Source organism: Alkalibacterium sp. 20, assembly GCF_001885615.1.
GTDB lineage: Bacteria > Bacillota > Bacilli > Lactobacillales > Carnobacteriaceae_A > Alkalibacterium.
On record NZ_LSRN01000016.1, the window covers coordinates 23,085 to 48,677 of the forward strand.

At 37.5% G+C, this 25,593-nt stretch carries 22 protein-coding genes; all 22 read right to left on the bottom strand.

Features of this window, described 5'->3' with window-relative positions; all coding sequences use genetic code 11:
- Positions 1-2,805: an AAA family ATPase gene (locus tag AX762_RS02515; RefSeq protein WP_071847591.1), complete on the bottom strand. Its 2,805-nt coding sequence runs from the start codon at positions 2,803-2,805 to the stop codon at positions 1-3.
- Entirely contained in the window at positions 2,795-4,027 is a 1,233-nt protein-coding gene (locus AX762_RS02520) for a DNA repair exonuclease (protein WP_071847592.1), read from the bottom strand. The genes AX762_RS02515 and AX762_RS02520 overlap by 11 nt, the downstream gene beginning before the upstream one ends.
- An 87-nt stretch (positions 4,028-4,114) precedes the next feature.
- Positions 4,115-4,456 (bottom strand): YlbF family regulator, encoded by a 342-nt coding sequence (locus AX762_RS02525; protein WP_071847593.1) that lies wholly within the window; start codon positions 4,454-4,456, stop codon positions 4,115-4,117.
- A gap of 105 nt (positions 4,457-4,561) precedes the next feature.
- Positions 4,562-6,673 (bottom strand): PBP1A family penicillin-binding protein, encoded by a 2,112-nt coding sequence (locus AX762_RS02530; protein ID WP_071847594.1) that lies wholly within the window; start codon positions 6,671-6,673, stop codon positions 4,562-4,564.
- A 103-nt stretch (positions 6,674-6,776) separates the two neighbouring features.
- Positions 6,777-7,742: a bifunctional oligoribonuclease/PAP phosphatase NrnA gene (locus tag AX762_RS02535; RefSeq protein ID WP_071847595.1), complete on the bottom strand. Its 966-nt coding sequence runs from the start codon at positions 7,740-7,742 to the stop codon at positions 6,777-6,779.
- Between the two features lie 22 nt (positions 7,743-7,764).
- The gene (locus AX762_RS02540; RefSeq protein WP_071847596.1) at positions 7,765-9,069 is read right to left on the bottom strand and encodes a DRTGG domain-containing protein; all 1,305 of its coding nucleotides are present in this window, start codon (positions 9,067-9,069) and stop codon (positions 7,765-7,767) included.
- Positions 9,053-10,213 (bottom strand): DNA polymerase IV, encoded by a 1,161-nt coding sequence (dinB, locus tag AX762_RS02545; RefSeq protein ID WP_071847597.1) that lies wholly within the window; start codon positions 10,211-10,213, stop codon positions 9,053-9,055. The genes AX762_RS02540 and dinB overlap by 17 nt, the downstream gene beginning before the upstream one ends.
- A 146-nt stretch (positions 10,214-10,359) precedes the next feature.
- Complete coding sequence (locus AX762_RS02550; protein ID WP_071847598.1) at positions 10,360-10,641, bottom strand: post-transcriptional regulator; 282 nt, start codon at positions 10,639-10,641, stop codon at positions 10,360-10,362.
- 53 nt (positions 10,642-10,694) lie between these two features.
- Complete coding sequence (gene yajC / locus AX762_RS02555) at positions 10,695-11,030, bottom strand: preprotein translocase subunit YajC (RefSeq protein WP_071847599.1); 336 nt, start codon at positions 11,028-11,030, stop codon at positions 10,695-10,697.
- A gap of 135 nt (positions 11,031-11,165) precedes the next feature.
- On the bottom strand, positions 11,166-12,311 hold the full coding sequence (gene tgt / locus AX762_RS02560; protein WP_071847600.1) for a tRNA guanosine(34) transglycosylase Tgt: 1,146 nt from the start codon (positions 12,309-12,311) through the stop codon (positions 11,166-11,168).
- Between the two features lie 31 nt (positions 12,312-12,342).
- Positions 12,343-13,377: a tRNA preQ1(34) S-adenosylmethionine ribosyltransferase-isomerase QueA gene (gene queA, locus AX762_RS02565; RefSeq protein ID WP_071847601.1), complete on the bottom strand. Its 1,035-nt coding sequence runs from the start codon at positions 13,375-13,377 to the stop codon at positions 12,343-12,345.
- Positions 13,378-13,397: 20 nt separating this feature from the next.
- A complete protein-coding gene (gene ruvB / locus AX762_RS02570) occupies positions 13,398-14,414 on the bottom strand; it encodes a Holliday junction branch migration DNA helicase RuvB (RefSeq protein WP_071847602.1) in 1,017 nt (338 codons plus the stop codon).
- Positions 14,415-14,445: 31 nt separating this feature from the next.
- Complete coding sequence (ruvA, locus tag AX762_RS02575) at positions 14,446-15,060, bottom strand: Holliday junction branch migration protein RuvA (protein ID WP_071847603.1); 615 nt, start codon at positions 15,058-15,060, stop codon at positions 14,446-14,448.
- Between the two features lie 108 nt (positions 15,061-15,168).
- Entirely contained in the window at positions 15,169-15,609 is a 441-nt protein-coding gene (gene msrB, locus AX762_RS02580; RefSeq protein ID WP_071847604.1) for a peptide-methionine (R)-S-oxide reductase MsrB, read from the bottom strand.
- Between the two features lie 82 nt (positions 15,610-15,691).
- Complete coding sequence (locus tag AX762_RS12700; RefSeq protein WP_177244017.1) at positions 15,692-15,844, bottom strand: hypothetical protein; 153 nt, start codon at positions 15,842-15,844, stop codon at positions 15,692-15,694.
- 127 nt (positions 15,845-15,971) lie between these two features.
- A complete protein-coding gene (mutL, locus tag AX762_RS02585; RefSeq protein ID WP_071847605.1) occupies positions 15,972-17,879 on the bottom strand; it encodes a DNA mismatch repair endonuclease MutL in 1,908 nt (635 codons plus the stop codon).
- A gap of 16 nt (positions 17,880-17,895) precedes the next feature.
- Entirely contained in the window at positions 17,896-20,484 is a 2,589-nt protein-coding gene (mutS, locus tag AX762_RS02590; protein WP_071847606.1) for a DNA mismatch repair protein MutS, read from the bottom strand.
- 30 nt (positions 20,485-20,514) lie between these two features.
- The gene (locus AX762_RS02595) at positions 20,515-21,321 is read right to left on the bottom strand and encodes a TIGR00282 family metallophosphoesterase (RefSeq protein WP_071847607.1); all 807 of its coding nucleotides are present in this window, start codon (positions 21,319-21,321) and stop codon (positions 20,515-20,517) included.
- Positions 21,322-21,834: 513 nt separating this feature from the next.
- Entirely contained in the window at positions 21,835-23,394 is a 1,560-nt protein-coding gene (gene rny, locus AX762_RS02600; protein ID WP_071847608.1) for a ribonuclease Y, read from the bottom strand.
- Between the two features lie 295 nt (positions 23,395-23,689).
- Entirely contained in the window at positions 23,690-24,763 is a 1,074-nt protein-coding gene (gene recA / locus AX762_RS02605) for a recombinase RecA (protein ID WP_071847609.1), read from the bottom strand.
- A gap of 113 nt (positions 24,764-24,876) precedes the next feature.
- Positions 24,877-25,416, bottom strand: coding sequence for a nicotinamide-nucleotide amidohydrolase family protein (locus AX762_RS12330; RefSeq protein WP_083432755.1), 540 nt, complete (start codon positions 25,414-25,416; stop codon positions 24,877-24,879).
- The gene (locus AX762_RS13260; protein ID WP_177244020.1) at positions 25,377-25,592 is read right to left on the bottom strand and encodes a hypothetical protein; all 216 of its coding nucleotides are present in this window, start codon (positions 25,590-25,592) and stop codon (positions 25,377-25,379) included. Before AX762_RS13260 ends, AX762_RS12330 begins: the two co-directional genes overlap by 40 nt.
- Position 25,593: the final 1 nt, after the last annotated feature.

Sequence of the window (25,593 nt, forward strand, 5' to 3'; positions counted from 1 at the left end):
CTAATCGGCCTTATTTTTTAAGTATACGCAATTATCATCTTCAATAAAAGAGTGAATACGTTGATCAAAAGAAAAATAGATTAACTGAATATCTTTATCGAAACTAGTCAAAAGTTCATACATTTTCTTAACACGTAAGGAATCAAGATTAACAAACGGATCATCAATTAAAATCGGGAATTGAATACTTTCTTTTGTGGCCTTAATAAACGCTAATCTCAAGGCTATATATAATGGTTCTACTGTGCCTCGTGACAAATCTTCACTACGCCATTTGTTTCCATTATTATCGATGACAAATAAGTCATCTTCATCGAAAACGAGTTGCTGATATTTCTCACTTGTCAGAAAACTAAAAAAGGATGCAGCAATAGACAAAGTATGTGGTAGCTTGTCTTCTTTTGCATGATGCAATGTCTTCTCAATAATACCTGCAGCCGACTTGAGTATCGACCATTCGTTTACCACTTCTTGATAATAACTCTTTTCATTCTCGTATTCTTGAAGAAGCTCAGTGTATGTGCCACCATCTTCCAACCGTTTAATCTGCATTTCTATTTCCATCATTTTTTTCATGATATCTTTCTGCTCAGATGTTAATAGCTGCTGTTGTTCTTTAAGTTTCATCATTTTTTCATCCAAGCTATTCAGCTTCAATTTTAAGTGCGGCTCGTCTCGAACGGGAAGTTTTTCCAATAATAAAGATAATCTCAGCTCTTTTTCATTCTTTTCTTTTTGAGTAGTATAGAGATTATAGACCTCTTCATGATTCGTCGTGTTTAGTGATTCGAAAAATCGTCGCTTCGACCTTTTTATTTCATTCACTTTTTGTACATAATAATTGATTTCATGTTGAACCGCATCTGTTTCTTTCATATAATCTTTTAATTCTCGTTGTTCTTTTTTAATTTCCCTAAAAACACTCTTCACTTCTTTAAATTTTTCTACCACATCTTCTGCTATGAGCGTTCGCTTAAATAAATGTTCGAAAGAATTTAAGCGTTCATTGAGAACTCTTAACGTGCTCTCGGTATGATGAGTTAAAGCAGACTCTTTTTCAAGTAATTCTCTTAAAGCATCATATATTTTCAGTTTATCCAAAATCGAATAAATTGTTATATTATCTGAATAATCATGCTTTTGTTTCCAATACTCAAAATCTTCGTCAATTAAACGTTTGGTTTTCTTAACGTTACCTAAATTCATGACACTTTCTTCTTTATGTGATTGATAGTCGTCATTTGCAGCTAATAGTTCTTTCCACTGGTTCCTCAAGTTTTTTTGTTGGTACAAGAGATTTCGTTGTTCTTGTGAAAAGCTTTCGGAACTTTCTTTCTCGGTACGAGATGTAAAATAAAATAAAATGAGATTTAGGGCAATTAAACCAATACTGTACAAAGGATTGATTGTGTAAAGATATAAACTGATTAAAAAAGTTAAAGTAATCGTAAGCGGCATAATAAATGTTTTTGTTTTCTTTTTATTTTGGTTTTCTGTGTCACTTGTTTTCTTGTCTAATTCAGTTAATTCATTAAATCTTGAGAGAGGCAACAACTGAGTTTCTATTTTGTCTATCATATCATCATTGATATTTATACGATAAAGCAAAGCTTTTTCGTCTTCCACTAAAGCAGTGATTTTATTATCAAGCTCTAACATCCTATTATGAGTATTTTCCAGATAATCATTGTCTCCAGACTTTAGTGTTTGTGGTAGAGGTTCAGCGAGGGAAATATCTTCTCTGATTTTAGTTTCTGTTATCATTTGTTTGATGTTAGACAGATCTTTTCTTTTCAATTGTAAATCTTGAACCTTATCCTCCCAAACATCCATCTCTTTTTCAAAAACGATCAATTCTTCTTCATTTTGTTGATACATAACCAACTCTTTTGATGGTTTGTACTGATGCTGAAGCGTTTTCTGCCTATCTTGTAATCCATTTATTTTCTGCTGATATGTTTCGATATCACTATGAAATTGTTTTAACTGATACAAGCCTTCTTCTGGTAAATTTAAATCAGGTAATTCTTCTAATCTATTTTTTATTGTTTCGATTTCTTCAATCGTTTCCTTATATTTTGATAGTTCATTAAGGTTATTTAATTCTTCAGTGGTCTTTTCTAATTTCAATTCCACATTTTCCAATTGATCCTGTTTCGCTAAATCATCTTTAATTAAGTTAATGTATGATTCATTGTTTTCTTTAGCAGAATCGAGCACTTGTTTCTTTTCTTTTAATTTCATTTGTATTTGGTTGATTATCGGCTTTCTTCCCATCGGTTTAAATAATTTCCCGGCCTGAGAATGGTAGTAGTCTGCTTGTTTCAAATATTTTTCATGACCCAAGGCACCGATACTTAAGAAGAAGCGATTGAATTGCTCTTCGTTCAATTCTTGAATATCTTCTATACCCTTTAGATCAAATGAATAGATGCTATCGTAAAAAGATCTTGATTTTCCATGAAAGAGCGTACTTAAAATAGTTTCGTCACCTGTAGTACCATCTTCAAACTGGACAACAACATCACCCGTCACTTTTCCCAAGACGCGTTCAATACTCACTTCTCCAAAACGTTTGTCTTGAATGATTATTTTACCTCCATAGCGACTACTTTCTTTCGGTTCATAGCGGCTTGAAGAACTATGTCTTGTAGGAAAGCCGAAGAAGATGCTATGAATAAATGACATCAGAGTCGATTTCCCTGCTTCATTTTCTCCAAAAAACAGTTGGAAAGGTGCCTGAACTTCAAATTCTGCATCGATCCATTTTCCATACCCATAAATAATTATTTTCTTAATAATCATGACTCATCGCGTCCCCTAAATCTTTAAGCAACAAACGTTCTGCTGCTGTAATAATATCATTTCTGAACTTTTCGTTATTTTCGTCACTATATTTAGCATAAGTATGCATTGAAAATAATTCATGGGTCAATTCTTGGAATATTTCCTCTTTTTTCACATCTGTTAAAGCTTTGTTCCAGGCAGTTGGAAAAGAGCTTTCCAAGGACAACAAGCGTGATTCTTCTCTTCTTATTAAGACATTATGTGAAGCAATATAAACAAAAGAGGACGTTTCGATCTGCTGAAACGCTTGGTACAAGTCGTCATCATCTAATTTTCTCATGACGGATAATGGCATGTTTTCTGATACTTCCAGTGTTAGATCAAGTAAACAATTTTTATAGTGTTCTTTTGTTAATTCTTTTTTTATGTCTTCAAATATTTTGTTTATCGTTTGATAAGAAGTGACATCTAAAGTAATAGACTGCCATGTTATGTCTGCGGTGGGAATAAAGGTTACTTTTTCATTTGTGTTAGTTAATTCTACAAGCAGACAGCCTTTTTCTCCTTGTTCATTCTTGTGACGTCCTTGGGTGTTGCCGCTGTAATAGACTAAAGGCTGTTGTCCTAACTGTTGTCGCTTGTGAATATGCCCTAGAGCCCAATAGTCATAATTTTTTTCTTTAAGCTCAGTGAGAGTGAATGGCGCATAACGAGCATGCTCTGTGTTTTGCCCTTCTAAATACCCATGCAACAAACCGATGTGAAAGCTGGCAGTCGTATTGCGTACGGGATAGTCTCTTATTTTTCTGTCTTCTATCCAGTTTCGATCATAACTAAAACCGCTGATGGCTATAGATTCTTTATTAGCTGTCTCATGAATTTTAGTTTCAACTTCCGGACCGAATACCTCTACATTTTTTGGAAGCGATAGATGCAATTCGTCATTAGTTATATAGTCATGATTTCCATGAATCAGGTACACGCTGATATCAGCATCATTTAAACGTTCAAGTTCTTTTCTTAATAATACCTGTGCACGGATACTCCGATCCTCTATATCATAAACATCACCTGCAACTAGTACAAAGTCCACACGATGGTGTATTGCCGCATCCACAATCTTTCGTAGAGAATCAAATGTTGATGCCTTAATTTTATCAAAAAGGGCTTCAGGCATATTTTTCAAGCCCTTGAAGGGACTGTCTAAGTGTAGATCAGCCGCGTGTATGTATCGAACCATTTTAAATCCATCCTTTGTCGGGCACGTATGTTCTTTAAAATTTTTAGGAAAAGGACCCACTCCAAGAGTAAGTCCTTTTCAAATTAATTATTGATATAATTCTCTAACAGGTTTTAATACTGTTTGGTTAATATCATCAATCATCTGTCCTACGTGCTTTTCAGCTTCTAATAGGTTAGTGATCGTGTCGTTTTCACCAATTTTACCAGAAATTTCTTGAGCTTGTTGAGCTTCTTCTTCTGATATTTCTTCGCCACTCATTTGTTTTTGTTGAATCGTTTGTTGAACTTCTCTGAACTCGTTGAAAACTCGATTTGCTTCTTCATCTTCTTTTACAGCTTTAAAAGCCGCATCCAATTTTTGAAACTCCTCAGTTTTTCTTAAGTCTTGTTCTAATTGATTAGCCGTGTCATAAATATTTACGGACATACTATCATCCCTTCATTTTCCGTTCTTTATACGAACGTTTTTTCTTTCTTTATAAGTGTATCATGAATATAAAATAGATACCAGAAAAGAATCTTTTTGCTTTACCTACTCATTTTTCGATCTATTTCTGAATTGTTCAAATAGTTCACTTGTTTTGTTTTTGAATAGTGACGCCCCTTCTCTGACCCTTTCACCGGCCTCTTCCATTCCACCTGTAAACTGGTCGAAAATTGAAGGTTCTTCTTCCTGGTATCCTTCGCCCGCCTCTTCCACTAAAAATGTGGATTGCTCGGTATGAGGAAGAATCCCTTCCATCTGAGCTTTCAGCACCATCCCAATGCCTTGTGAACTGTAAGTCGTCAATGAATAATCGTTAATATCGAATCCAGTCCAGCTCGCCACCACAATATCGGGTGTATAACCTACTATCCACTGATCTGTTGCACCGACCCCATTTTCTGTTTGAGTCGTGCCTGTTTTACCAGCCACTTTATACCCATTTGGTTGATTATTTCTAGCCGTACCCGATTCAAAGACACTGAGCAGCATACTATTCATCTGATTTGATACATCTGAAGATAGCACCCTTTCTGATTTAACCTCTGTATTGTCTACAATGATAGCTCCTGTTGCATCCACTATTTTTGTAATGAAATGCGGATCCGCTTTTAGACCGTCATTCGGAAAAACGCTGTAAGCACTAGCAATTTGTAATGGTGATACACCTGTTTTCATTCCACCAAGAGAGATAGCTCCTAATTCTCTCTCGTCATCGGCTACCTTTATACCAAATCTGTCAAGTTTCCTAATACCTTTATCGATACCTATTTCATTGAGAAGCCATGCTGTCGGTGCATTCAAACTGTCAGATAAAGCCTCATACATGGGTACTTCCCCCTGATAAGTGCCCGACAGATTGGTCGGATTATAGTTTGTCTCGCCATAAGTTAGTTCTTCATCCACTAACATGGAATAAGGGCTGTACCCTTCTTCTAATGCCGGTGCATATACACCTAATGGTTTGATGACCGATCCAGGTTGTCTTCTACTTTGCGTGGCTCTATTCAGCCCTCTGAAAGTATAGTCTCCTCTACCACCGACGACTGCTGTTACACCACCTGTTTTCGGATTCAAAGCCACAGAGGCACTTTGCGCTAACGTGCCGTCTTTAGCTGATTCAAACAAATCGTTATTTTCGTAAACTGCATCCATCTGCTGCTGATGGGTCTGATTAAGCGACGTATAAACGGTATAACCATTATTCAGCAGATCTTCTTCTTCTATCCCATATCGGTTGTTCGCTTCATTGGTCACTGCATCAAAGTAGTAAGGATAACGATAACCGTCTTTTCGGTCATATCGATCAACTAAAGTTAAACCAGATTCTTGAAAGGCTGTCTTTTCTTCAGTTGAAATCACTTCAGTATCTTCCATCAATTTTAAAACTACATTTCTTCGCTCTATCGATCGTTCATAATCGTCCAGCGGGTTATAATGACTGGGTGCCTTTAATATAGCAGCAAAAGTCGCTGCTTCTGGCACAGTAATTTCTTGAGCCGATTTACCGAAATATTTTGCTGATGCGTCTTCCACGCCCCAGACACCATTTCCGAAGTATGCATTATTCAAATACATTTCTAATATTTGATTCTTACTGTAATTTTTCTCAATCTCTATAGCCAGGAATAGTTCTTTCAGTTTCCTCATAATTGTCTGATCCGCTGACAGATAGGCATTTTTGGCCAATTGTTGCGTTATGGTACTTCCCCCACCAACAATTTGTCCTCTGTTGATAAGATAACCGAACGCTGCCCTACCCAGGCCAATGGGATCGAATCCTCTATGCGAATGAAACCGCTGGTCTTCGGTCGCTATTACGGCATCTGCTATATTCTCAGACATGGCGTCAATTTCTATAAATGTCCCTTTTTGAGCATACAGAGTACCCGCTTCTTCTCCATTGTCATCAATAATAAAGGTAGATTGTGCCAACCCGGCATGTAATGAATTAACATTCGCTGATTTAGCCAGTATGGCTAAATATACACTAAAACCGAGAGAAATAACCAACATAAAAAGGATCAGAAATTTCGTTAAATGATGCTTCTTCCATTTTCTTTTTAAAACGATGAAAAGTCGCTTAAGCTTTGGAGTGCTATATTCAATTATTCGATCGATATAAAGTTTTAACTTTTCTCTTATTTTATATTTTTTCATATTTATCCCTCTATATGTTTTTATCTAATCCATACAATCCCAGGTTATCATATCCACCGAATTAGTCTATCGGACTTAAGAAGGATTAATTGGGAACACAGATTTAAACGTTTGCCTTCAGTTCATTTAAAATAGCTTCTATTTCTTTCATATCTTTAGCGTGTGCGCCACTCGCTAACGGATGACCTCCGCCGCCGTGATTAGATGCAATGATGTTGATTACCGGTCCTTTCGATCTCAAGCGGCATCTGTAGGTACCTTCGGGTTGTTCCACAAATACAGCCCATACTTTTACGCCCGCTATTTTACCAAGAAAAGGAACAACAGGATGTGTATCGCTGTCTTCCACTCCCAATGTTTTCAATATTTCCTGCGTCAATATAATATGTCCGATACCATCTTTGGATAACTCGAAATGTTCCAAAGCATACCCCATCATCTTACTTGTCGTTGGTTCAATTTCGTTCATCTTGTCATTCAGGTCAGTATACGAAAAATCAAACGTCATCAGTTCGCCAGCAACTTTCATTGTGTAAGGCGATGTGCCGTCGTAGAGGAATCGGTTAGTATCTCCGACAATCCCCCCGTAAAGAAGGCGAGCGGCTTTACTTGTCATAGTAATTTCATCTGGGAAAGTTAACCATAAATCGGCAACCATCTCACTGCAACTGCTCGCTTCAGTATTGATCCATTCGACTTCGCCATAAGAATCATCAAGTGGGTGATGATCTATTTTGATCCATTGTTTAGCCATACGATAGTTTTCACCATCGATACGCTTAATATTGGCCGTATCAGTAACAATGACTAAAGCATCATCATATAAATCTTTTTCTACATAATCCATCGTATCTAAATATTCTAAATCATCAACAGAGGCTCCCTCAACAAGAACTGTTTTTTCAGGAAACGTGGCTTTGATCATTTCTTTGAGTCCACACTGGGAACCGATAGCGTCTGGGTCCGGTCTCACGTGTCGGTGAATGATAATGGTATCAAATTTTTTGATGATGTCCCAAACAGCTTTTTTTATTTCATAATCCTCTAGATTTTCAGTTTCAAATTGCATGCTTACGGTCTCCTTCTTCGTGCTATTTTTTTTGAATAAGCTGACAAACAACGAGTGCTTTCGCCGCTAAAATTTTCTCTGAATAAATTTGAACATCTAACCTTGCTGAACGCCTGTTTTCATCAAAGACAACAGGTTTTATCGTTAATGAATTATCCAAGTGTATCATATTAAAATAATGTAAATTCATTTGTTCAACGACTAGATTTTTCTTTTTTAATTTTGACAAGTAATTATAGACCGATTCCGTTATGACTTCGCTTAGCACGCCAAAAGAAATCGTCCCCATACTGTCTGTTGACTGAGGTGTCACTTGAAACGTGTACCCTTCGTCATCGGATTCTTTTATCATTTGATTGATTTGGTCAGATATGGTGTCGCCTGATTGAGGCTGCTTCTGTACGGATTGCATAGCTTTCATAATATCCTGCCGTGATATGATGCCAATCAGAGTCATATCATCTGAAACAACCGGCATGACCTCCAAGCCATCCCAAATCATTGTATGGGCAATCGAAGCAACACTCATATGTTTTTTTGCATAAGCGGGATTTTTCGTCATCACTTTTTCGATAGAAACAGTATCATCTTTTCCTACAACGTCCTTAGCGGTTACGATACCTACTAGTCTTTTATCTGACAAAATCACAGGAAATCTCGAATGAGTACTTTTTTGATTTAACATGCGATACGTATAAACGGTATCTTCTTTTTTCAAAAAACAGGTTTGTTCAATTGGATTATATATATTCTGTACACGTAAGATTTCTTTTTTTATCAACTGATCTGTCATGGCGCGGTTAATCATTGTTCCAACTGTAAACGTGTCATATGAGGTACTTATCAAGGGTAACTCTTTCTGATCTGCTAATTCAATGACATTATGACTAGGTTTAAATCCACCTGTTATAAGTACGGCTGCTCCCTGATTTAATGAGAGCTCCTGCGCTTTTTCTCTGTTTCCTATGATCATGAGTGATTCTTCAGAAATGTACCTAAGCATGGCTTCTTCGGTCATTGCTCCAATAACAAATTTAGCTAAAGTCTTTTTCAGTCCTTTAAACCCACCATGAACCTCTCCATCAATTACCTTTACTATCTCTTCAAAGGTTAGATTTTCGATATTATCCACATTTTTCGATTCGATCCTTATCGTTCCGACACGTTCGATCGTGGAAACCAATCCCCTGTTATCTGCTTCTTTAATGGCCCGGTATGCCGTCCCTTCACTAACATGTAATTCTTTAGCTATCAACCTTACCGATAACTTTTCACCAACCGGTAAAGATTCAATAAACGTTAATATCTGTTCATGTTTTGTTTTCATCTGGATCAGTATTCCTTTCTTTAGGAAATTTATTCCATAAAGGTAATGGAATATTTTCAAATATAATCGAGTCCAAGCCGGTTACAGTTATCCCTAAAAGTCGCACACTTAAATCCAGGCTCTCTTCTTCCCAAATAGATACGGCAACACGAAATAACTCTTCTTCGTCTTCGATATAATTTGGAAAGGTTCGACGTCTCGTTACGGTTTGAAAATCTTCATAACGAATCTTCAATACCACCGTTTTACCATGTTTTTGTTTCTTGTTTAAGTTCTCCATTACTTTCTTAGCCAACTGTCTTAAGACTTGGATGATTTCATTTTCAGCTGATAAATTGTGAGGGAAAGTTGATTCTTTGCCAACTGATTTAGGCTCCCGGTCACTTCTCACTTCACTATCATCGATTCCTCTGACCTTTCTATATAGAGAATGGCCCATTTTACCAAAATGCTTGACTAACTCCAACTCTTCTTTGTCGTATAGATCTTGACCGTTATAAATCTCCATGGCATGCATCTTTTCTACGGACTTTTTCCCTACCCCATGATACTTTTCGATCGGGAGATGAATGAGAAAAGCATGCGCTTTTTCGGGAGGTATCACGGTGATGCCATTGGGTTTATTGTAATCTGACGCTAATTTTGCCAGAAATTTATTATAAGACACCCCTGCCGAGCAGGTCAGTTCTAATTCCATAGAAATATCTTTCCTTATTCTCTCAGCTATAAGTGTAGCACTTTTTTGATTGATATGATTATCGGTTACATCCAAATAGGCTTCATCCAAAGACAACGGTTGAATTTTGTTTGTATACTTAAGAAAAATTTTATGCATCTTACTCGATGCTTCTCTGTATGATTCGAAATTTGGAGGAACGAATAAGCCTTTTGGGCATAACTCAAAAGCTTTCTGTGCACTCATCGCTGAATGGACACCAAATTTCCTAGCTTCGTAATTCGCTGTTGTCACGACACCTCTGCCTCCGGTTTCTTTTGGATGTCTTGCAATAATTACTGGTTTATTTTTTAAAGAAGGGTTATCTCTGATTTCAACAGAAGCATAAAAGGCATCCATATCAATATGAATAATTTTGCGTGATGTATCCTTTTTAGGTTCATCGAATGTTAAAATTCCGTACCGCATAACACCCCTCCTCACCTTACTTCTTAATCCTATTATACTAAAAATCACTATAAATAACGAATGCTCAAAAATAAATCCGAAAGAATCTAAACATAAGAAAAAACAAGCAGATGGTTTATACCACTCTACTTGTTCCTGCTTTATTATTATCCTAGTATGTCATCTAGTTCCATCTCGTTAAGAGATGATACATTATAGACCTGAGCTTTAAGCGAAGCATAATTGAAGTAATCATTGGAATTTATAGACATAATGTCGTTCACTTCCTGATAATATCTTTCTGGTTTATGGTTTTTCCACATAAAATTAGTGCAATATTCCCACAAATCATCAAGACTCACTTGATTATACCCATGCTTTTTAAACTCATTCAATTTCTTTTTCAACCAAACATCGTATAGATAAAAACCTTTGGATGTAATGTCCAAGAAATTACCTCCTTAACTCGATAGAAAAGGGAGTTGAAAAAAGCGCCCTGTATCTATTCGTGATCAACTGTTTCTTCCGGAGTATTTATTCCCAACTCTTCACTTTGATTTGCCGTTACTGTGTCTGCTTTAGTCACAATTCTTGCTATGGAACGGCGTTCGAAGGTTAAGTAAATGCCTTCACAGTCGATAACTACAGTATTGTTTATTTCGACTACTTCGTCTACGACACCATGTAAGCCACCAATTGTGACGATTGAATCACCTTTTTTTAGTGAACTTAACATGTTTTGCGTTTCTTTTGCTTTCTTTTGCTGTGGTCTTATCATTAAAACATACATTAGCCCCATAATAACTATAAAGGGAAGCATAGCTCCAATTAATTCCATTTAAACATTCCTCCATTAATTCTTAATTTTCATTCTGTCAGTAATTAAACTGCGTACATATTAATCACAAGGATCAATGTGTCGTTGTTAACCTTAGCAAAATTCTCGTCAAATTGCTAGAGTTATTATCAATCTTTAAAAGTTTTTTGCATCGGGTTTGTTGTATCCGTACTCTTCAAAGAAGTTCTCTTTGAATTCAAGCAGGTTATCTTCTCTGATTGCTTGGCGGACATTTTTCATTAAATTGATCAAGAAATAAAGGTTATGGTAGCTTGTTAACCTTAAACCAAATGTTTCATTGGATTTTATCAGATGTCTCAAATAAGCTCTTGAATAATTGCGACATGTGTAGCAATCACATTTTTCATCGAGTGGTCTGAAATCTCTCGCAAAGGCTGCATTTTTAAGGACTAAACGGCCCTTACTTGTCATTGTTGTCCCGTTTCGTGCAATTCGAGTAGGTAAGACACAATCAAATATATCGACACCGCGCATGACTCCTTCGATCAGAGCGTCCGGAGTACCTACACCCATTAGATAACGTGGTTTGTTTTCCGGAAGCAAAGGTGTAGTGAAATCAAGCACACGGTACATTTCTGATTTCGGTTCACCGACAGAAAGTCCGCCAATGGAATAACCGGCAAAATCTAAGCTTGTTAAATCTTTTGCCGATTGTCTTCTTAAATCTTCAAAACCGGCTCCCTGAACAATGCCGAACAGCCCTTGTGTGTCGGGCTTTCTATGCGCTTCAAGTCCTCTTTCAGCCCATCTTGATGTGCGTTCCACTGATTTTTTTACGTAATCGTAACTTTCATCATAAGGTGGACACTCGTCAAAACTCATCATAATATCCGGACCTAATTGGTTTTGGACATTGATGGCTTTTTCCGGTGATAAAAAGAGCTTCGATCCATCTAAATGACTTCTAAAATGGACGCCTTCCTCTTTGATATCGCGCAAATCAGAGAGTGAAAACACTTGGAACCCACCTGAATCGGTTAGAATCCCTTTATCCCAATTCATAAATTTGTGAAGACCGCCTGCTTCTTCAATGATATCTGCACCCGGTCGTAACCAGAGATGATACGTATTACTTAAAATAATCCCTGCACCCATTGCTTCTAATTCTTCTGGGGCTAATGTTTTTACCGTAGCCAAAGTGCCTACGGGCATAAACATAGGTGTTTCAAACGTACCGTGAGGCGTTGTTATCGTTCCAAGACGTGCCCCCGTGTGTTTTTCTTTCTTTTCTAATTTATATGTGACCGGCTGATCGCTCATTAAATTTACTCCTAATCCTTTTTATACTTTTCTATTTCACAAACATTGCATCACCGAAACTGAAGAATCTATATTTCTCTTCCACAGCATGCTTATATGCATTCAAAATAAACTCTCTTCCGGCAAAGGCACTCACCAGCATGATTAATGTTGATTTAGGCAAATGGAAGTTGGTCAAGAACGCATCCACTACACTGAATTCATATCCCGGGGATATAAAGATATCTGTCCATCCACTCGTGGCTTTTAACAAATCATCATTCGCCTTGCCGATTGTTTCTAACGTGCGAATTGAAGTTGTTCCAACAGCAATTATTCGACCACCATTCTTCCGGGTCTCATTCAACTCTGCCGCCGACTCTTCAGACAATTGGTAAAATTCGGCATGCATCTTATGTTCATCGATATTTTCGACACTTACAGGACGAAACGTTCCTAGACCGACATGCAATGTAAGAAAAATAAGTTTGACACCTTTAGCTTTTATTTTTTCGAGTATTTCTTCGGTAAAATGTAAGCCAGCGGTCGGTGCTGCTGCAGATCCGTTTTCCTTGGCATATACCGTCTGATAACGTTCCTGGTTTTCCAGGCGTTCTTTGATGTAAGGAGGTAAAGGCATTTCACCTAAAGATTCCAGTGTCTCTAAAAAGATACCCTCGTATGAGAATTCAACCATTCTTCCACCATGTTCTAATTCGTCGACAACGGTCGCTTTGAGTCTTCCATCACCAAATATGATCACTGTTCCGATTTTGGCTTTTTTTGCCGGTTTCATTAACGTTTCCCAAGTATCTTCTTCAGTGTTTTTCAGTAGTAACACTTCGATATGAGCATTCGTTTCTTCTTTTGTTCCGTGAAGACGTGCCGGCAGCACTCGGGAATTGTTTACAACCAAGGCATCTCCCGGTTGCAATTCATCTACAATGCTCTCAAATTGTTTGTCTTCAATTCTCTCAGTATCACTAGTTAAAACCATCATTCTTGAAGAAGAACGCTTCTCTAGTGGTGTCTGAGCTATTAGTTCTTCTGGTAATTGAAAGTCGAAATCTTTTGTTGATAATGTCATCTCGTGGCTCCTTTTTTCATTTATTGATCGGTCATCAGATGGTTCAATTCAAAGTGATTATATGCTTTCGGAGTTGCCATTCGTCCCCTTGACGTTCGTTGTAAAAATCCTTCTTGAAGTAAAAAAGGTTCAACCATGTCTTCAATTGTAGCCATTTCTTCACCAATATTAGCTGAAAGAGTGTTTAAGCCTACGGGGCCTCCGTTATAAAGTTTAATCAGTGTATTCAATAATTTCTGGTCCAATATATCTAAGCCTTCATGATCCACCCTAAGTAAATCCAGGGCTAAAGAAGCGATTGTTTCTGTCACGACCCCTTCCCCTTTGACTTCAGCATAATCACGGACACGCTTCAATAAGCGATTAGCGATTCGGGGTGTGCCTCTTGAGCGACGCGCAATTTCAAATGCACCATGCAGATTGATCTCCGTCTTCAAGACCTCTGCTGACCGCAATACGATATCTTTCAATTCATCTTTATTGTAATACTCCATGTGAGCAAGGATACCAAATCGATCTCTCAAAGGGGCTGACAGTGTCCCGGCTCGCGTAGTTGCTCCAATCAGCGTGAAAGGTGGCAAGGGGAAATGAACCGGATGAGCCGTTTCTCCCTGGCCAATAATAATATCTACATAGAAATCCTCCATTGCAGAATACAACATTTCTTCTGCTATGCGAGGCATTCGATGTATCTCATCAATGAACAAAATCCCGCCTGGTTCTAGATCGTTGAGCAAGGCAACTAAGTCACCCGGTTTCTCTATGGCGGGGCCGCTTGTCGTTCTTATATCCGCGTCCATTTCATTAGAGATAACCATAGCCATAGTTGTCTTACCCAACCCTGGAGGACCATAGAGGAGCACATGGTCTAAAGCTTCTTCTCTCAATTTAGCTGCTTGAATATAGATGGATAATTCTTTTTTTATTTTTTCCTGACCCAGATAATCTGCCAGCCGTTGAGGCCTAAGTGTTTTTTCTAATGAATGTTCGCTTTCATCTAAAATCTCTTCAGAAGTGACGTGTTGATTTTCTTCCATATCCTTCTCCTTTTACGCTTGTGAGATGAATCTACTTTGTCATTAATTTGCTGAGAGCTTCTCTTATATATGCATCAGTCGTCAGATCAGCCTGTTGATTCATCTGTTTTTTTATTTTCTGTATGTCACGACTTGAATAGCCTAACACCAGCAAGGCTTCCATAGCTTCCTCAAACGAAGAACTTATTTTGCCGTAATGCTCAGTTTGATTAAGTGATTCTCTCCGTGCAGATTCGGTTATATCAAATTCTGACAACTTGCCTTTTAAATCTAAAACAATCTGAGCTGCTGTTTTTTTCCCAACTCCAGGAAATTTAATCAGATAAGTTGAATTATTATCCTCGATGGCTTGCACAAAACCCTGATGGTCTTCATTTGCTAATATAGCCAGGGCCGACTTTGGACCGATCCCAGAAACATTGATCAATTTCAGAAACAAGTTCTTTTCTTGCAAGGTCACAAACCCAAAGAGATTCATGGCATCCTGTTTGACATCATGATAAATATAAATAGTGTCTTCTTTGTGTAGCTTATCAGAATAACGGAAAGGATTTCCCATAAGTATCTTATACCCAATATTATTTGCTTCCAACACAATATAACCTGGATAGATATGTTTAATCGTTCCTTTTATGTATTCAAACATTTATTTCCCTCATTCCACTTGTAATCAATCTACAATATTATAACATAAAAACACCTGTTCATTAAATATCCCTCTGAACAGATGTTTTACTTTTTCTATTGTAGCTGCTTATTCAAATTCCGCTAAATATTCCTCATAACCTTTTTCTTTTAATTGTGATTTTGGAATAAATTTTAGAGCTGCAGAATTGATGCAGTAACGTAATCCGCCTTTATCTTCAGGACCATCTGTAAAAACATGACCCAAATGGGAGTCCGCTTCTTTACTTCTGACTTCCGTTCTGTGCATTCCGAATTTAGAGTCTGTTTTTTCTTTGATTGTTTGTTTTGTTATCGGTTTAGTAAATGATGGCCAGCCACATCCCGCATCATATTTATCTTTTGAAGAAAAAAGCGGCTCACCACTCACAACGTCAACGAAAATACCTTCTTCGAAGAAACTGTCATACTCGCCAGTCCCCGGACGTTCAGTTGCATTCTTCTGAGTCACTTTATATTGTATAGGTGTGAGTTCTTTCTTTAATTTTTCTTTATCTTTATATTCTGACATAATAGGTCTCCTTTTTTATCGAATAGATTAGCTAATGTATCTTTGGCTTTATCCACCGTAGTGTTCTGAACAGTAGATTCACTTAAATTATTTGAAGAATTTCTTTTAGCAACCTTACTTGATGCATGCGGCGCCAGCATAGACAAGACTGATTTGATTTGTCCGTTCTTATTGCTTCAGACTCTAAATTGTTTTGATTCCCTAATTGATTCATGATTGTTATAACAATACCCATCAGCCCTTCCCTCTTTCCTGTATGTTGCGAAAAGTATCCCTCCATTTTATTGTAAGGGAATATTCTTTTGAATAGCAATTATTATCGCTTATAATGACACTTTCTGTTAAGAAAAAAAACTCTGAAATCAATGAGAATCTTGTATCCGCTTGAACATCTTTTCCATGTCATTGGTAGTGAAATTAACCATCACGGGTCTTCCGTGAGGACAATTATAAGGATTCTTTGTCACTCTTAATTGCCTTAACAGCTCTCTTGCTTCATCGTTTGATAAGTGATGATTCGCTTTTATCGATCGTTTACAACTCATCATTATGGCTGTCGCCTCCCGAAATTTATTTACGGAGAGTGAGGCTTTCTCTAAAAAGAAGTCGATCATTTCTTTTATTGTATCTTCTTCTTGTCCGGGCAGCATCCAAGTAGGGTGTTGTCTCACGATAAAGCTATTTTGGCCAAACTCTTCTAGGAAAACTGAAGCTTCTGCTAACTTCTCTTTATTATCCTTGATGACAAGTGCTTCATTAGAAGGGTATTCAACGACGATAGGAATAAGCAGCTCTTGCAACTCTGTTCCGTTTTGATCGATATTCTCTCTGTAGTACTCATACTTGATGCGTTCCTGGGCAGCATGCTGATCAATAACATACAGTCCTTCTTCGTTTTGAGCGAACAAATAAGTGCCATGCATTTGTCCGATGTATTCTAATTCAGGAAATTGCTTTGTCTGTTCTACTGTATTACTGATTTTTTCAACTGTTTTCAGAATGGGTTCCTCGTGAATCATGGCATTTTGTTCTGAAGTGACTCGGTTTCTCTCTTCTATAGAGCTAGCTGCTTCTGTGTGATGAGTTGATGTTGTATCTTCATAGATATAAGCATTGCTCTCCTTGGCTTTGTCCCACTCACCTAGAGGAGCTCTTGAAGCTGACCGCTGATTATCTTCTTTCGGGCTGCCGTCAAAAGTTAAACGTGTCTGTTCGTCTTTCGGATGCCTTATAGAGCCATTATTTTTCTTGTTTAAATTATCTAACGCACTTGGAATCCTCACTTCTCGATTCATCCTGTTGTTAATTGCAGAACCAATGAGTTGACCTAATTCTTTCTCATTGCTTATCCGTATTTGCTGCTTCGTTGGATGCACATTGACATCTAAAAGTAACGGATCGATTTTTATATTAATGACGGCTATAGGATACCTGCCGATCATGATTTTCGACCCGAATCCGTCTGTGATTGCTTTATTCAAAGCGTAATTTTTAATATATCTGCCATTAATAATTACCGTAAGGTATTTATTATTAGCACGGGTAACTTCAGGTAAAGAAACATAACCCGATACGTCAAAGTCAAAAGAAGTCTCTTTGATCTCACACATTTTTTTTGCAATACTGACACCATAGACACCAGCTATTGCTTGTTTTTGATCACTATTACCTGCTGTCTTTATCATAGTGTTCCCCTCGGAAACAAGTTTAAATGAGATTTCAGGATGAGCTAAAGCCAGCCGGTTGACTGTGTCATTAATGTGCGCCAATTCTGTCTGCAGTGTTTTTATATATTTCAGTCGAGCAGGTGTATTATAAAACAATTCCTCAACCTTTATATTGACTCCTTTTCTTGAAGAAGCTGCACGTTGTTCCATGATTTTCCCGCCATGCAATTCGATGTGCACACCCGGTTGTCCGGCTTCAGCCGTTTCTAAAGTGATTTTTGATACAGAGGCTATACTCGGCAACGCTTCTCCTCTAAAGCCTAACGTTCGAATCCTGAACAGGTCTTCGTCTGCAATCAGTTTTGATGTCGCATGTCTTTCAAATGCCGAAGGCACTTCAGCTCCAGCTATACCTTCACCGTCATCAATGACCTGAATACTCTTGATCCCTGCTTCTTCTACAAAGACTTCAATACGCGTGCTGTTGGCATCGATAGCATTCTCAAGCAGTTCCTTGACCACGGATGCCGGGCGTTCAATGACTTCCCCGGCTGCTATTTGATTAGCTAACATCGTAGACATAATTTGGATTTTAGTTGTCATTTAACTTTTCCAACTTTCATTCTCGGGTCTTTAATTTCTGTTGCAACTGGCTCAAAACGTGTAAAGCATCCAGTGGTGTAGTTGCTAACACATTCATTTTCGCCAGTTCTTCGATCACGGCTTTTTCATTCTTATCCAAAGATTCGAACAAGTTCATTTGTTCCTGCGATTGAGTTTCAGTTAAATCATTGTCATCCTTCTTTTCAAAAAGATGTTCTTCTTTCTTCTCTAATTCCTTTAAGATACTTTCTGCTCTTTTTAACAACGGATGAGGTAAACCCGCTAATTTAGCAACTTGGACACCGTAACTTTTATCTGCAGCTCCAGGTAACATTTGATGCAGAAAGACCAGGTCACCATCTTCTTCCACTGCCCCTACATGGACATTTCTCAGCTTGGGTAACCGCTCATCCAGTACTGTCAGCTCATGGTAATGGGTAGAAAACAAGGTCTTAGCTTTGATTTGATCATGGACATATTCAATAATTGCTTCAGCTAGAGCCATCCCGTCGTATGTGGCCGTGCCTCGTCCAATCTCATCGAACAACAGTAGACTTTTTGGTGTCGCATTTTCCAACGCCTGATTTGTCTCTGTCATCTCGACCATAAAGGTACTTTGGCCGCCTATCAAGTCATCCATGGCACCGATTCGAGTGTATAAACGATCGAATAGTGGTAAGTTTGCTTCTTCAGCCGGAACGAAACAGCCCATCTGAGCCATGATAATAATAAGAGCAAGTTGACGCATGTAGGTACTTTTACCAGACATATTTGGTCCTGTGATCAAAAGGACGGACGTTTCATCAACGAGTTTCACATCATTAGGCACATAGGCTTGTTCTCCCATGACTTTCTCGACTACAGGATGTCTGCCCTTAATGATCGACACATCTTGGCTATCCATTCTAAATGACGGTCTCACGTAGTTGTACTCTTCACTCACCGTAGCAAAACTTTGAAGCACATCAATTGTCGCGATCACTTTAGCTAACCTCTGCAATCGTTCGATCTCTTCTTTCACTTGATTTCTGACATCTACGAATAATTCGTATTCCAAGTTCTTTGATTTTTCTTCAGCTTCCAATATCAGCGATTCTTTTTCTTTCAATTCCGGTGTACTATATCGTTCGGCATTCGAGAGCGTTTGTTTTCTCTCATAACGACCTTCTTCCAACTTGGCTACATTGGCTTTTGATATTTCAATATAATAACCAAAAACTTTATTAAATCCTATCTTAAGGTTTTTGATACCGGTAGCGGCTCTCTCTTTTTGTTCAAGTTCAGCCATCCACTTTTTACCATGTGTCATGGCTTCTTTGTACTTATCCAATTGAGGATGATAGCCTGTTTTTATGATTTCTCCCTCGGTAGTAGACAGCGGAGGTTCCTCAACAATCGAGCGCTCAATTAATTCTTTCACATCATCGATCGGATCCAGTTGCGTTAAGTATTTAGTCCAATGATTTTCATCATTAAGCATTTCAATGATGGCTTTTATATAAGGAATCTGTTCGAGCGAATGTTTAAGCTGCACAAGGTCGCGGGCATTGACCGTTCCAAAGGCTGTACGTCCCGCCAACCGTTCCAAGTCGTAAACTTTATCCAGAAGGTCTTTCAAATCATTTCTTTCGAAAAAATGGTTTAGTAAGCTTTCAACATAATTCATTCTCTCTTCAATCTTAGATTTTTGAATAAGCGGTTTATCCAGCCAGGATTTTAACATCCGTCCACCCATAGACGTTTTAGTTTCATCCAACAACCATAATAAAGTGCCTCTTTTAGTCCCATCCCTTAAGGAAGCAGATAATTCGAGATTTCTTCTCGCTTCTTGTCCAAAAATAAGAAACTGATTTGTTTCATATTCTTCAATTTCTTGAAGATGATCTAATCTTCTCATTTGTGTGTCTGACAGATAAGAGAGTAATAAATCGATCACTCTCTTCAACCGAGACTCGTCAAATTTTTCAGTGAGATGTTTAAGAGCATGTGTTGGCACTTCACTAGAAGCATGAGAGACAGACATATTCCATTTATTTTTAAATAATTCTTGTAATTCCAAGAATTCTCCCGGTTCAAAGATAGCTTCTTTGCAGTTAAGAGAAGTCAGCTCACTTATGGCCTCATTTGAATCTTCAACACTGGTGACTTTCATTTCTCCTGTTGTTAAATCAGCAAGCGCTATACCAATCAGTTGATCTAATTGCATAATTGCTGCAATGTAGTTATTCTCTTTGGCATCAACCGTTTTTGATTGCATGACGGTTCCAGGAGTGATGACTTGCACCACTTCTCTCTTGACCATTCCCTTACTTTCCTTGGGATCTTCGACTTGTTCACAAATGGCTACTTTATGACCCATCTCAATCAGAGAGTCAATATACCCTTTTGCAGCATGATGTGGTACACCACACATCGGTATCCGTTCATCTGCATTTTTATTTCTACTCGTTAAGGTAAGTTCTAATAATCGAGATACTTCTACCGCATCTTCAAAGAACAGTTCATAAAAATCGCCCAATCGATAAAATAAATAAGCATACGGGTATTTCTTTTTGATTTCTAAATACTGTTGCATCATAGGTGTCTGTTTTGTTTTTTGAGGCACTTCTATCACTCTTTCATTGATTTCATAATTTTATAATTCGAATAATGACATGTCATCATCTATACGTATGGCTTCTATTTTTTTAGCTTTGCCGGTACGGTCATCTATTTCAATATAACATCCATTTAACTTACTTCTGCCTTTTTCTGGAACTTCAAATCTCTGCGGCATTTGGGTTGTGAACTTAGATAGTATCGGTTCTTTTTTCATTCCCAAAATCCCGTCGTAAAAGCCAGTCATTCCGACATCGGTCTGATAAGCTGTTCCACTTGGTAGTATGCGTGCATCATTCGTTTGGACATGTGTGTGCGTTCCTACAACCGCAGACACTTTGCCGTCCATAAACCAACCCATAGCTTCTTTCTCACTCGTTGCTTCTGCATGGAAATCAATAAGGATGTGATCCGTCCGCTTTGCAGCTTCTCTTACAAGGCTTTCACCGACCCGGAATGGATCTTCATAGTCTCCCATAAATGCACGCCCATGTAGATTTATAACTGCAAGTTCTAACTGGTTGATTTTAATATAGGCGATTCCTTTACCCGGTACATCAGCTGCATCAGGATAATTTGCTGGTCTTATTAACTTTTTAGCATCGTCAATAAATTCAAATATTTCTCTTTTATCCCAAGTGTGATTGCCCATGGTGATTAAATCTACACCAGACTGTAAAATCTCTTTATATATTTTCTCTGTGATACCTCGGCCATCTGCCGCATTTTCTCCGTTTGCAATTGTTGCCTGTGGTTTATATTTATCTTTTAATTTAGGGAGCCATTCACTCAACTTTTCTCTCCCTAAGGGACCCACGATATCCCCAATAAATAGCAGTTTCATCTTTATTCCTCATTTCTAATCTCTTGATTCATTTTAACAGTTTTAAGGTACTAAAATCAAAACAGTCTGAACATTCAATAGATCTAATTCACAGCTTTTACTAACTTATTTGTTAATCAATTAGATCAATCTTAGCTTATTTTTTTTTTGTACAAGTACACATAGTTAATCATGAATTTAACAGCACTATGACAAACTTAATTTCTTTCTGCTCTTATATTTATCATTTTATTCGCTAAACGGTGGAATCACGAAAGAATGTTTCCATGATTTTCAAGAACTTATCCATCAATTTAAACCAAAATCATTTTATGCTTACAGCATTAATATCTCGAACTAAGTACGGATAAGCTATATTCTGATCCTTTTTGTTTATTTCACCATTTATCAATATAAAAATTAACTGTCACTATCTTTCTAAGTATCTTTAAGCCAGCATCTATTTGAATAAAAACAGCTGAAAAAAAACCAGCCAAGAAGAAAATCTTCATTGACTGGTTTTATATTTAACTTTTACTTAGCATATTCAATTGCTCTAGTTTCGCGTATCACCGTTACTTTAATATGTCCAGGATAGTCCATATCATCTTCGATTTGTTTACGTACATCTCTCGCTAACTTGGATGCCATACTGTCATCCAATTCATCTGGTTTAACTATAATACGTATCTCTCGACCAGCTTGAATCGCATAACTTTCTTTGACACCTTTAAAGCTATTAGAGATTCTCTCTAGATTACCAAGTCTTTGCAAATAATTCTCTAAGGATTCACTTCTTGCTCCTGGTCTTGCAGACGAAATAGAATCTGCCGATTCGACTAGGACAGCAATGACTGAAGTTGGATCAACATCACCATGATGGGATGCGATCGCATTAACAACAGTTTCATTTTCCTGATACTTCATAGCTAATTGAGCTCCAATTTCAACATGCGAACCTTCAACTTCACTGTCTAAAGCTTTCCCTATATCATGAAGTAATCCGGCACGTTTTGCTAGTTGAATATCTTCACCTAGCTCTGCAGCCATTACACCAGCAAGTTTTGCGACCTCGATTGAATGATTCAATACATTCTGACCATAACTTGTTCTAAAGTGCAAACGTCCGACAACTTTCATTAAATCAGGATGGATGGAGTGAATACCAAGTTCAAACATGGCTTCTTCACCAATTTCTCTGATTCGTTCGTCCATTTCTTTACGTGATTTTTCTACAGCCTCTTCAATTCTACCTGGATGAATGCGTCCATCAGAAATCAGTTTTTCTAAAGCCATTTTAGCCGTTTCTCTTCTAATTGGATCATATCCACTTAGTATGACAGCTTCAGGTGTGTCATCGATAATCAAGTCCATACCCGTTAGACTTTCAAGTGTTCTGATATTACGTCCTTCACGACCGATAATACGGCCTTTCATGTCATCGTTCGGTAAATTGATTACACTAACAGTTGACTCTGTAACTTGGTCAGCAGCACAGCGTTGAATCGCTTGAGTGACAATGTTTTTCGCTTTTTTATCAGCATCCATTTTTGCCTGATCCTCAAAACGTTTTACCATGATGGCCATTTCACGAGTTAACTCTTGTTCGGTCTGTTTGAGCACGACAGATTTTGCCTCTTCTTCTGATAAACCTGCAATAGTTAGAAGTTTTTCGTTTTGTTCTTCTAATGAATCTTTTGCAGCTTGCTCCAGCTCTTCCACTTTTTTCTGACGAGCAGACAATTTATCATCTCTGCTTTGCAATGAACTTTCTCTTTTATCTATAGTAGTCTCTTTACGCTCTAAGTTATCTTCTCTTTGCGCAATTCTATTTTCTTGTCGAGACACTTCAGATCGACGTTCTTTTAGCTCCCACTCTGCTTCTGTTCGAAAAGAATGGATTTCTTCCTTTGCCTCCAGCAACGCTTCTTTTTTCAAAGTTTCAGCTTCTTTGTTTGCGTCTTCAATAATGTCTTCAGCTGTTTGTTTAGAATTAGCTAATCTTTTTTCAAAACTTTGTTTCGTAATATAAGATCCTGAGACTAAACCAATGATTAAAGCAACGATAGCGAAGGCTATTGAAAGTATGTCCATCTAATCACCTCCGTATCATTATTTAGTTTTTCATGCAATAAAAAATAATCAGATATTTCATTAATTGATAATATCGTATTTTAGTTATAGTACACGATGATGTTTACTTTATAAATTAAAGAAACATACTACACTAATTTTATAGTTCTTTGTATCTTCTGTCAACATTGTTTTTATTTGAGTCTATTTATATATATATTATCAATTATAACCCATTTAATTTTTTTATAAAAAAAAGTTGAATTTCTGTTTCAGAAAAGTCTGAACATAGAAATTCAACCTAATTTATTTACTGCTAGTCTACTTTCAAAGCTTTTGCCTCTTTTGGCTCTTTTACTTTTGGTTCTTTTGCTTTTTCTTCTACTTGGACTGCTTCTTGATCACCGACGCCGAATGCAGCTCTAACTTTTGTCTCGATTTCAGCTCTAAGATCTGGATGGTCTTTTAAATACTGTTTTGCATTTTCTCTTCCTTGACCAATTCTTTCATCGCCATATGAGTACCATGCACCAGCCTTGTCGATAATATCTACTTCAGATCCCATATCCACTATTTCACCGATCTGTGAAATCCCTTCTCCGTACATAATATCGACCAACGCAAGTTTAAATGGTGGCGCTACTTTATTTTTAACTACTTTAATTTTAGTACGGTTACCAGTCATGTCAGTTCCCGTCTTAATGGATTCTCCACGTCTTACTTCTAAACGTACTGTAGAATAAAATTTCAATGCACGTCCACCAGGGGTTGTTTCTGGATTACCGAACATTACACCAACTTTTTCACGAATTTGATTGATGAATAAACAGATGGTTTTAGTTTTATTGATTGATCCAGATAATTTACGTAGTGCTTGTGACATCAAACGGGCTTGTAAGCCAATATGGGTATCTCCCATTTCGCCGTCTATCTCTGCTCTAGGCACTAACGCCGCTACTGAGTCAATAACGACAATATCAACTGCTCCACTTGAAACTAATGCATCAGTGATTTCTAATGCTTGTTCGCCGGTATCAGGTTGAGATAGGAGTAATTCGTCAATATCTACGCCTAATGCACTAGCATATTTAGGATCTAAAGCATGCTCGGCATCAATAAACGCGGCTATACCACCATTGGCTTGTACTGAAGCTATAGCATGAAGAGCCACGGTCGTTTTACCCGAACTTTCCGGTCCATAAACTTCAATGATTCTCCCTCTAGGATAGCCACCTATTCCAAGCGCCACATCTAATGCCAAGGAGCCACTGGAAACAGATTTTATTTGCGTATCAATTTTCTCTCCCATTTTCATTATGGAGCCCTTACCATATGCTTTTTCTATTTTTTTCAATGCTACTTCTAAAGCTTTTGCGCGATCATCTGCCATTTATTTTCCTCCTACAATTTTAACTATCTCATACGTGTTTTTGTTATCCTCACTCTTTATATTTTAACCTTCACAACAAAAAAAATCAAGCGTTTTTCGAACGTTTATTCGCTTTAGCGGTTTTCTTCAAAATAAACCTGATTATTAATTGGTTTATCTAGTAACATACGTCTAACTAATTCATGTGCATTGAGTACAGCCAAACGTTTGTTTTCATTTCGTTCACATCCAAAATAAAAGTGTTTAGCAAAGGGTTTTTCATCTTTATATGAAAGGCCTATCCATACCGTTCCTGGACTCTGATTTTCTAAGGAACTCGGACCCGCTACGCCCGTTAAACCCACTCCAATATCAGCATCGAACATCTTTCTTGATTTTTCTGCCATTTCGATTGCACATTCTGGACTCACTACTCCAAATTTATTGATCGTCTCTCTAGTGACTTTCAGTACTTTATATTTTTTATCAGAGCTATAGGTGACTATCCCACCTTCAAGTACTGATCCAGCAGAAGTGTCAGAAGAAATCAAGCTTATAAATGCACCTCCAGTTAAACTTTCTGCAGCTGTAATAGTCAATTCTTTTTCCAAAAGTAAATCTCTTACTACTTCATTTATCTTTTTTCTCCATAGCCAAAGAAATAATCTGATAATAAATCAGTAATGCGTGATTCTATCTTATCGATCGCTTCATTACCATCTTCTTCTGTTTTTTCTTTTGCGGTTAATCTTACAGTGATCTCCCCTTGATTTGTAAATATGGTGACTGTCGAGTTTTTTTCTGCTTTAACTACAGACTCAATTTTTTCAGCTACTTGTGCTTGCGTAATA

Bases quoted from the DNA above. Each gene is read 5' to 3' on its own strand.
- mutL (WP_071847605.1), bottom strand. From the start codon at position 17,879: ATGACAACTAAAATCCAAATTATGTCTACGATGTTAGCTAATCAAATA.
- rny (WP_071847608.1), bottom strand. From the start codon at position 23,394: ATGGACATACTTTCAATAGCCTTCGCTATCGTTGCTTTAATCATTGGT.
- queA (WP_071847601.1), bottom strand. From the start codon at position 13,377: ATGACATTATCAACAAAAGATTTCGACTTTCAATTACCAGAAGAACTA.
- dinB (WP_071847597.1), bottom strand. From the start codon at position 10,213: ATGCGGTACGGAATTTTAACATTCGATGAACCTAAAAAGGATACATCA.
- ruvB (WP_071847602.1), bottom strand. From the start codon at position 14,414: ATGGAAGAAAATCAACACGTCACTTCTGAAGAGATTTTAGATGAAAGC.
- yajC (WP_071847599.1), bottom strand. From the start codon at position 11,030: ATGGAATTAATTGGAGCTATGCTTCCCTTTATAGTTATTATGGGGCTA.
- AX762_RS02540 (WP_071847596.1), bottom strand. From the start codon at position 9,069: ATGAAAACAAAACATGAACAGATATTAACGTTTATTGAATCTTTACCG.
- AX762_RS12700 (WP_177244017.1), bottom strand. From the start codon at position 15,844: ATGGGTATTGTTATAACAATCATGAATCAATTAGGGAATCAAAACAAT.
- msrB (WP_071847604.1), bottom strand. From the start codon at position 15,609: ATGTCAGAATATAAAGATAAAGAAAAATTAAAGAAAGAACTCACACCT.
- ruvA (WP_071847603.1), bottom strand. From the start codon at position 15,060: ATGTTTGAATACATAAAAGGAACGATTAAACATATCTATCCAGGTTAT.
- AX762_RS02530 (WP_071847594.1), bottom strand. From the start codon at position 6,673: ATGAAAAAATATAAAATAAGAGAAAAGTTAAAACTTTATATCGATCGA.
- tgt (WP_071847600.1), bottom strand. From the start codon at position 12,311: ATGAGCGATCAGCCGGTCACATATAAATTAGAAAAGAAAGAAAAACAC.
- AX762_RS02535 (WP_071847595.1), bottom strand. From the start codon at position 7,742: ATGCAATTTGAAACTGAAAATCTAGAGGATTATGAAATAAAAAAAGCT.
- AX762_RS02520 (WP_071847592.1), bottom strand. From the start codon at position 4,027: ATGGTTCGATACATACACGCGGCTGATCTACACTTAGACAGTCCCTTC.
- recA (WP_071847609.1), bottom strand. From the start codon at position 24,763: ATGGCAGATGATCGCGCAAAAGCTTTAGAAGTAGCATTGAAAAAAATA.
- AX762_RS02515 (WP_071847591.1), bottom strand. From the start codon at position 2,805: ATGATTATTAAGAAAATAATTATTTATGGGTATGGAAAATGGATCGAT.
- AX762_RS02595 (WP_071847607.1), bottom strand. From the start codon at position 21,321: ATGAAACTGCTATTTATTGGGGATATCGTGGGTCCCTTAGGGAGAGAA.
- AX762_RS02525 (WP_071847593.1), bottom strand. From the start codon at position 4,456: ATGTCCGTAAATATTTATGACACGGCTAATCAATTAGAACAAGACTTA.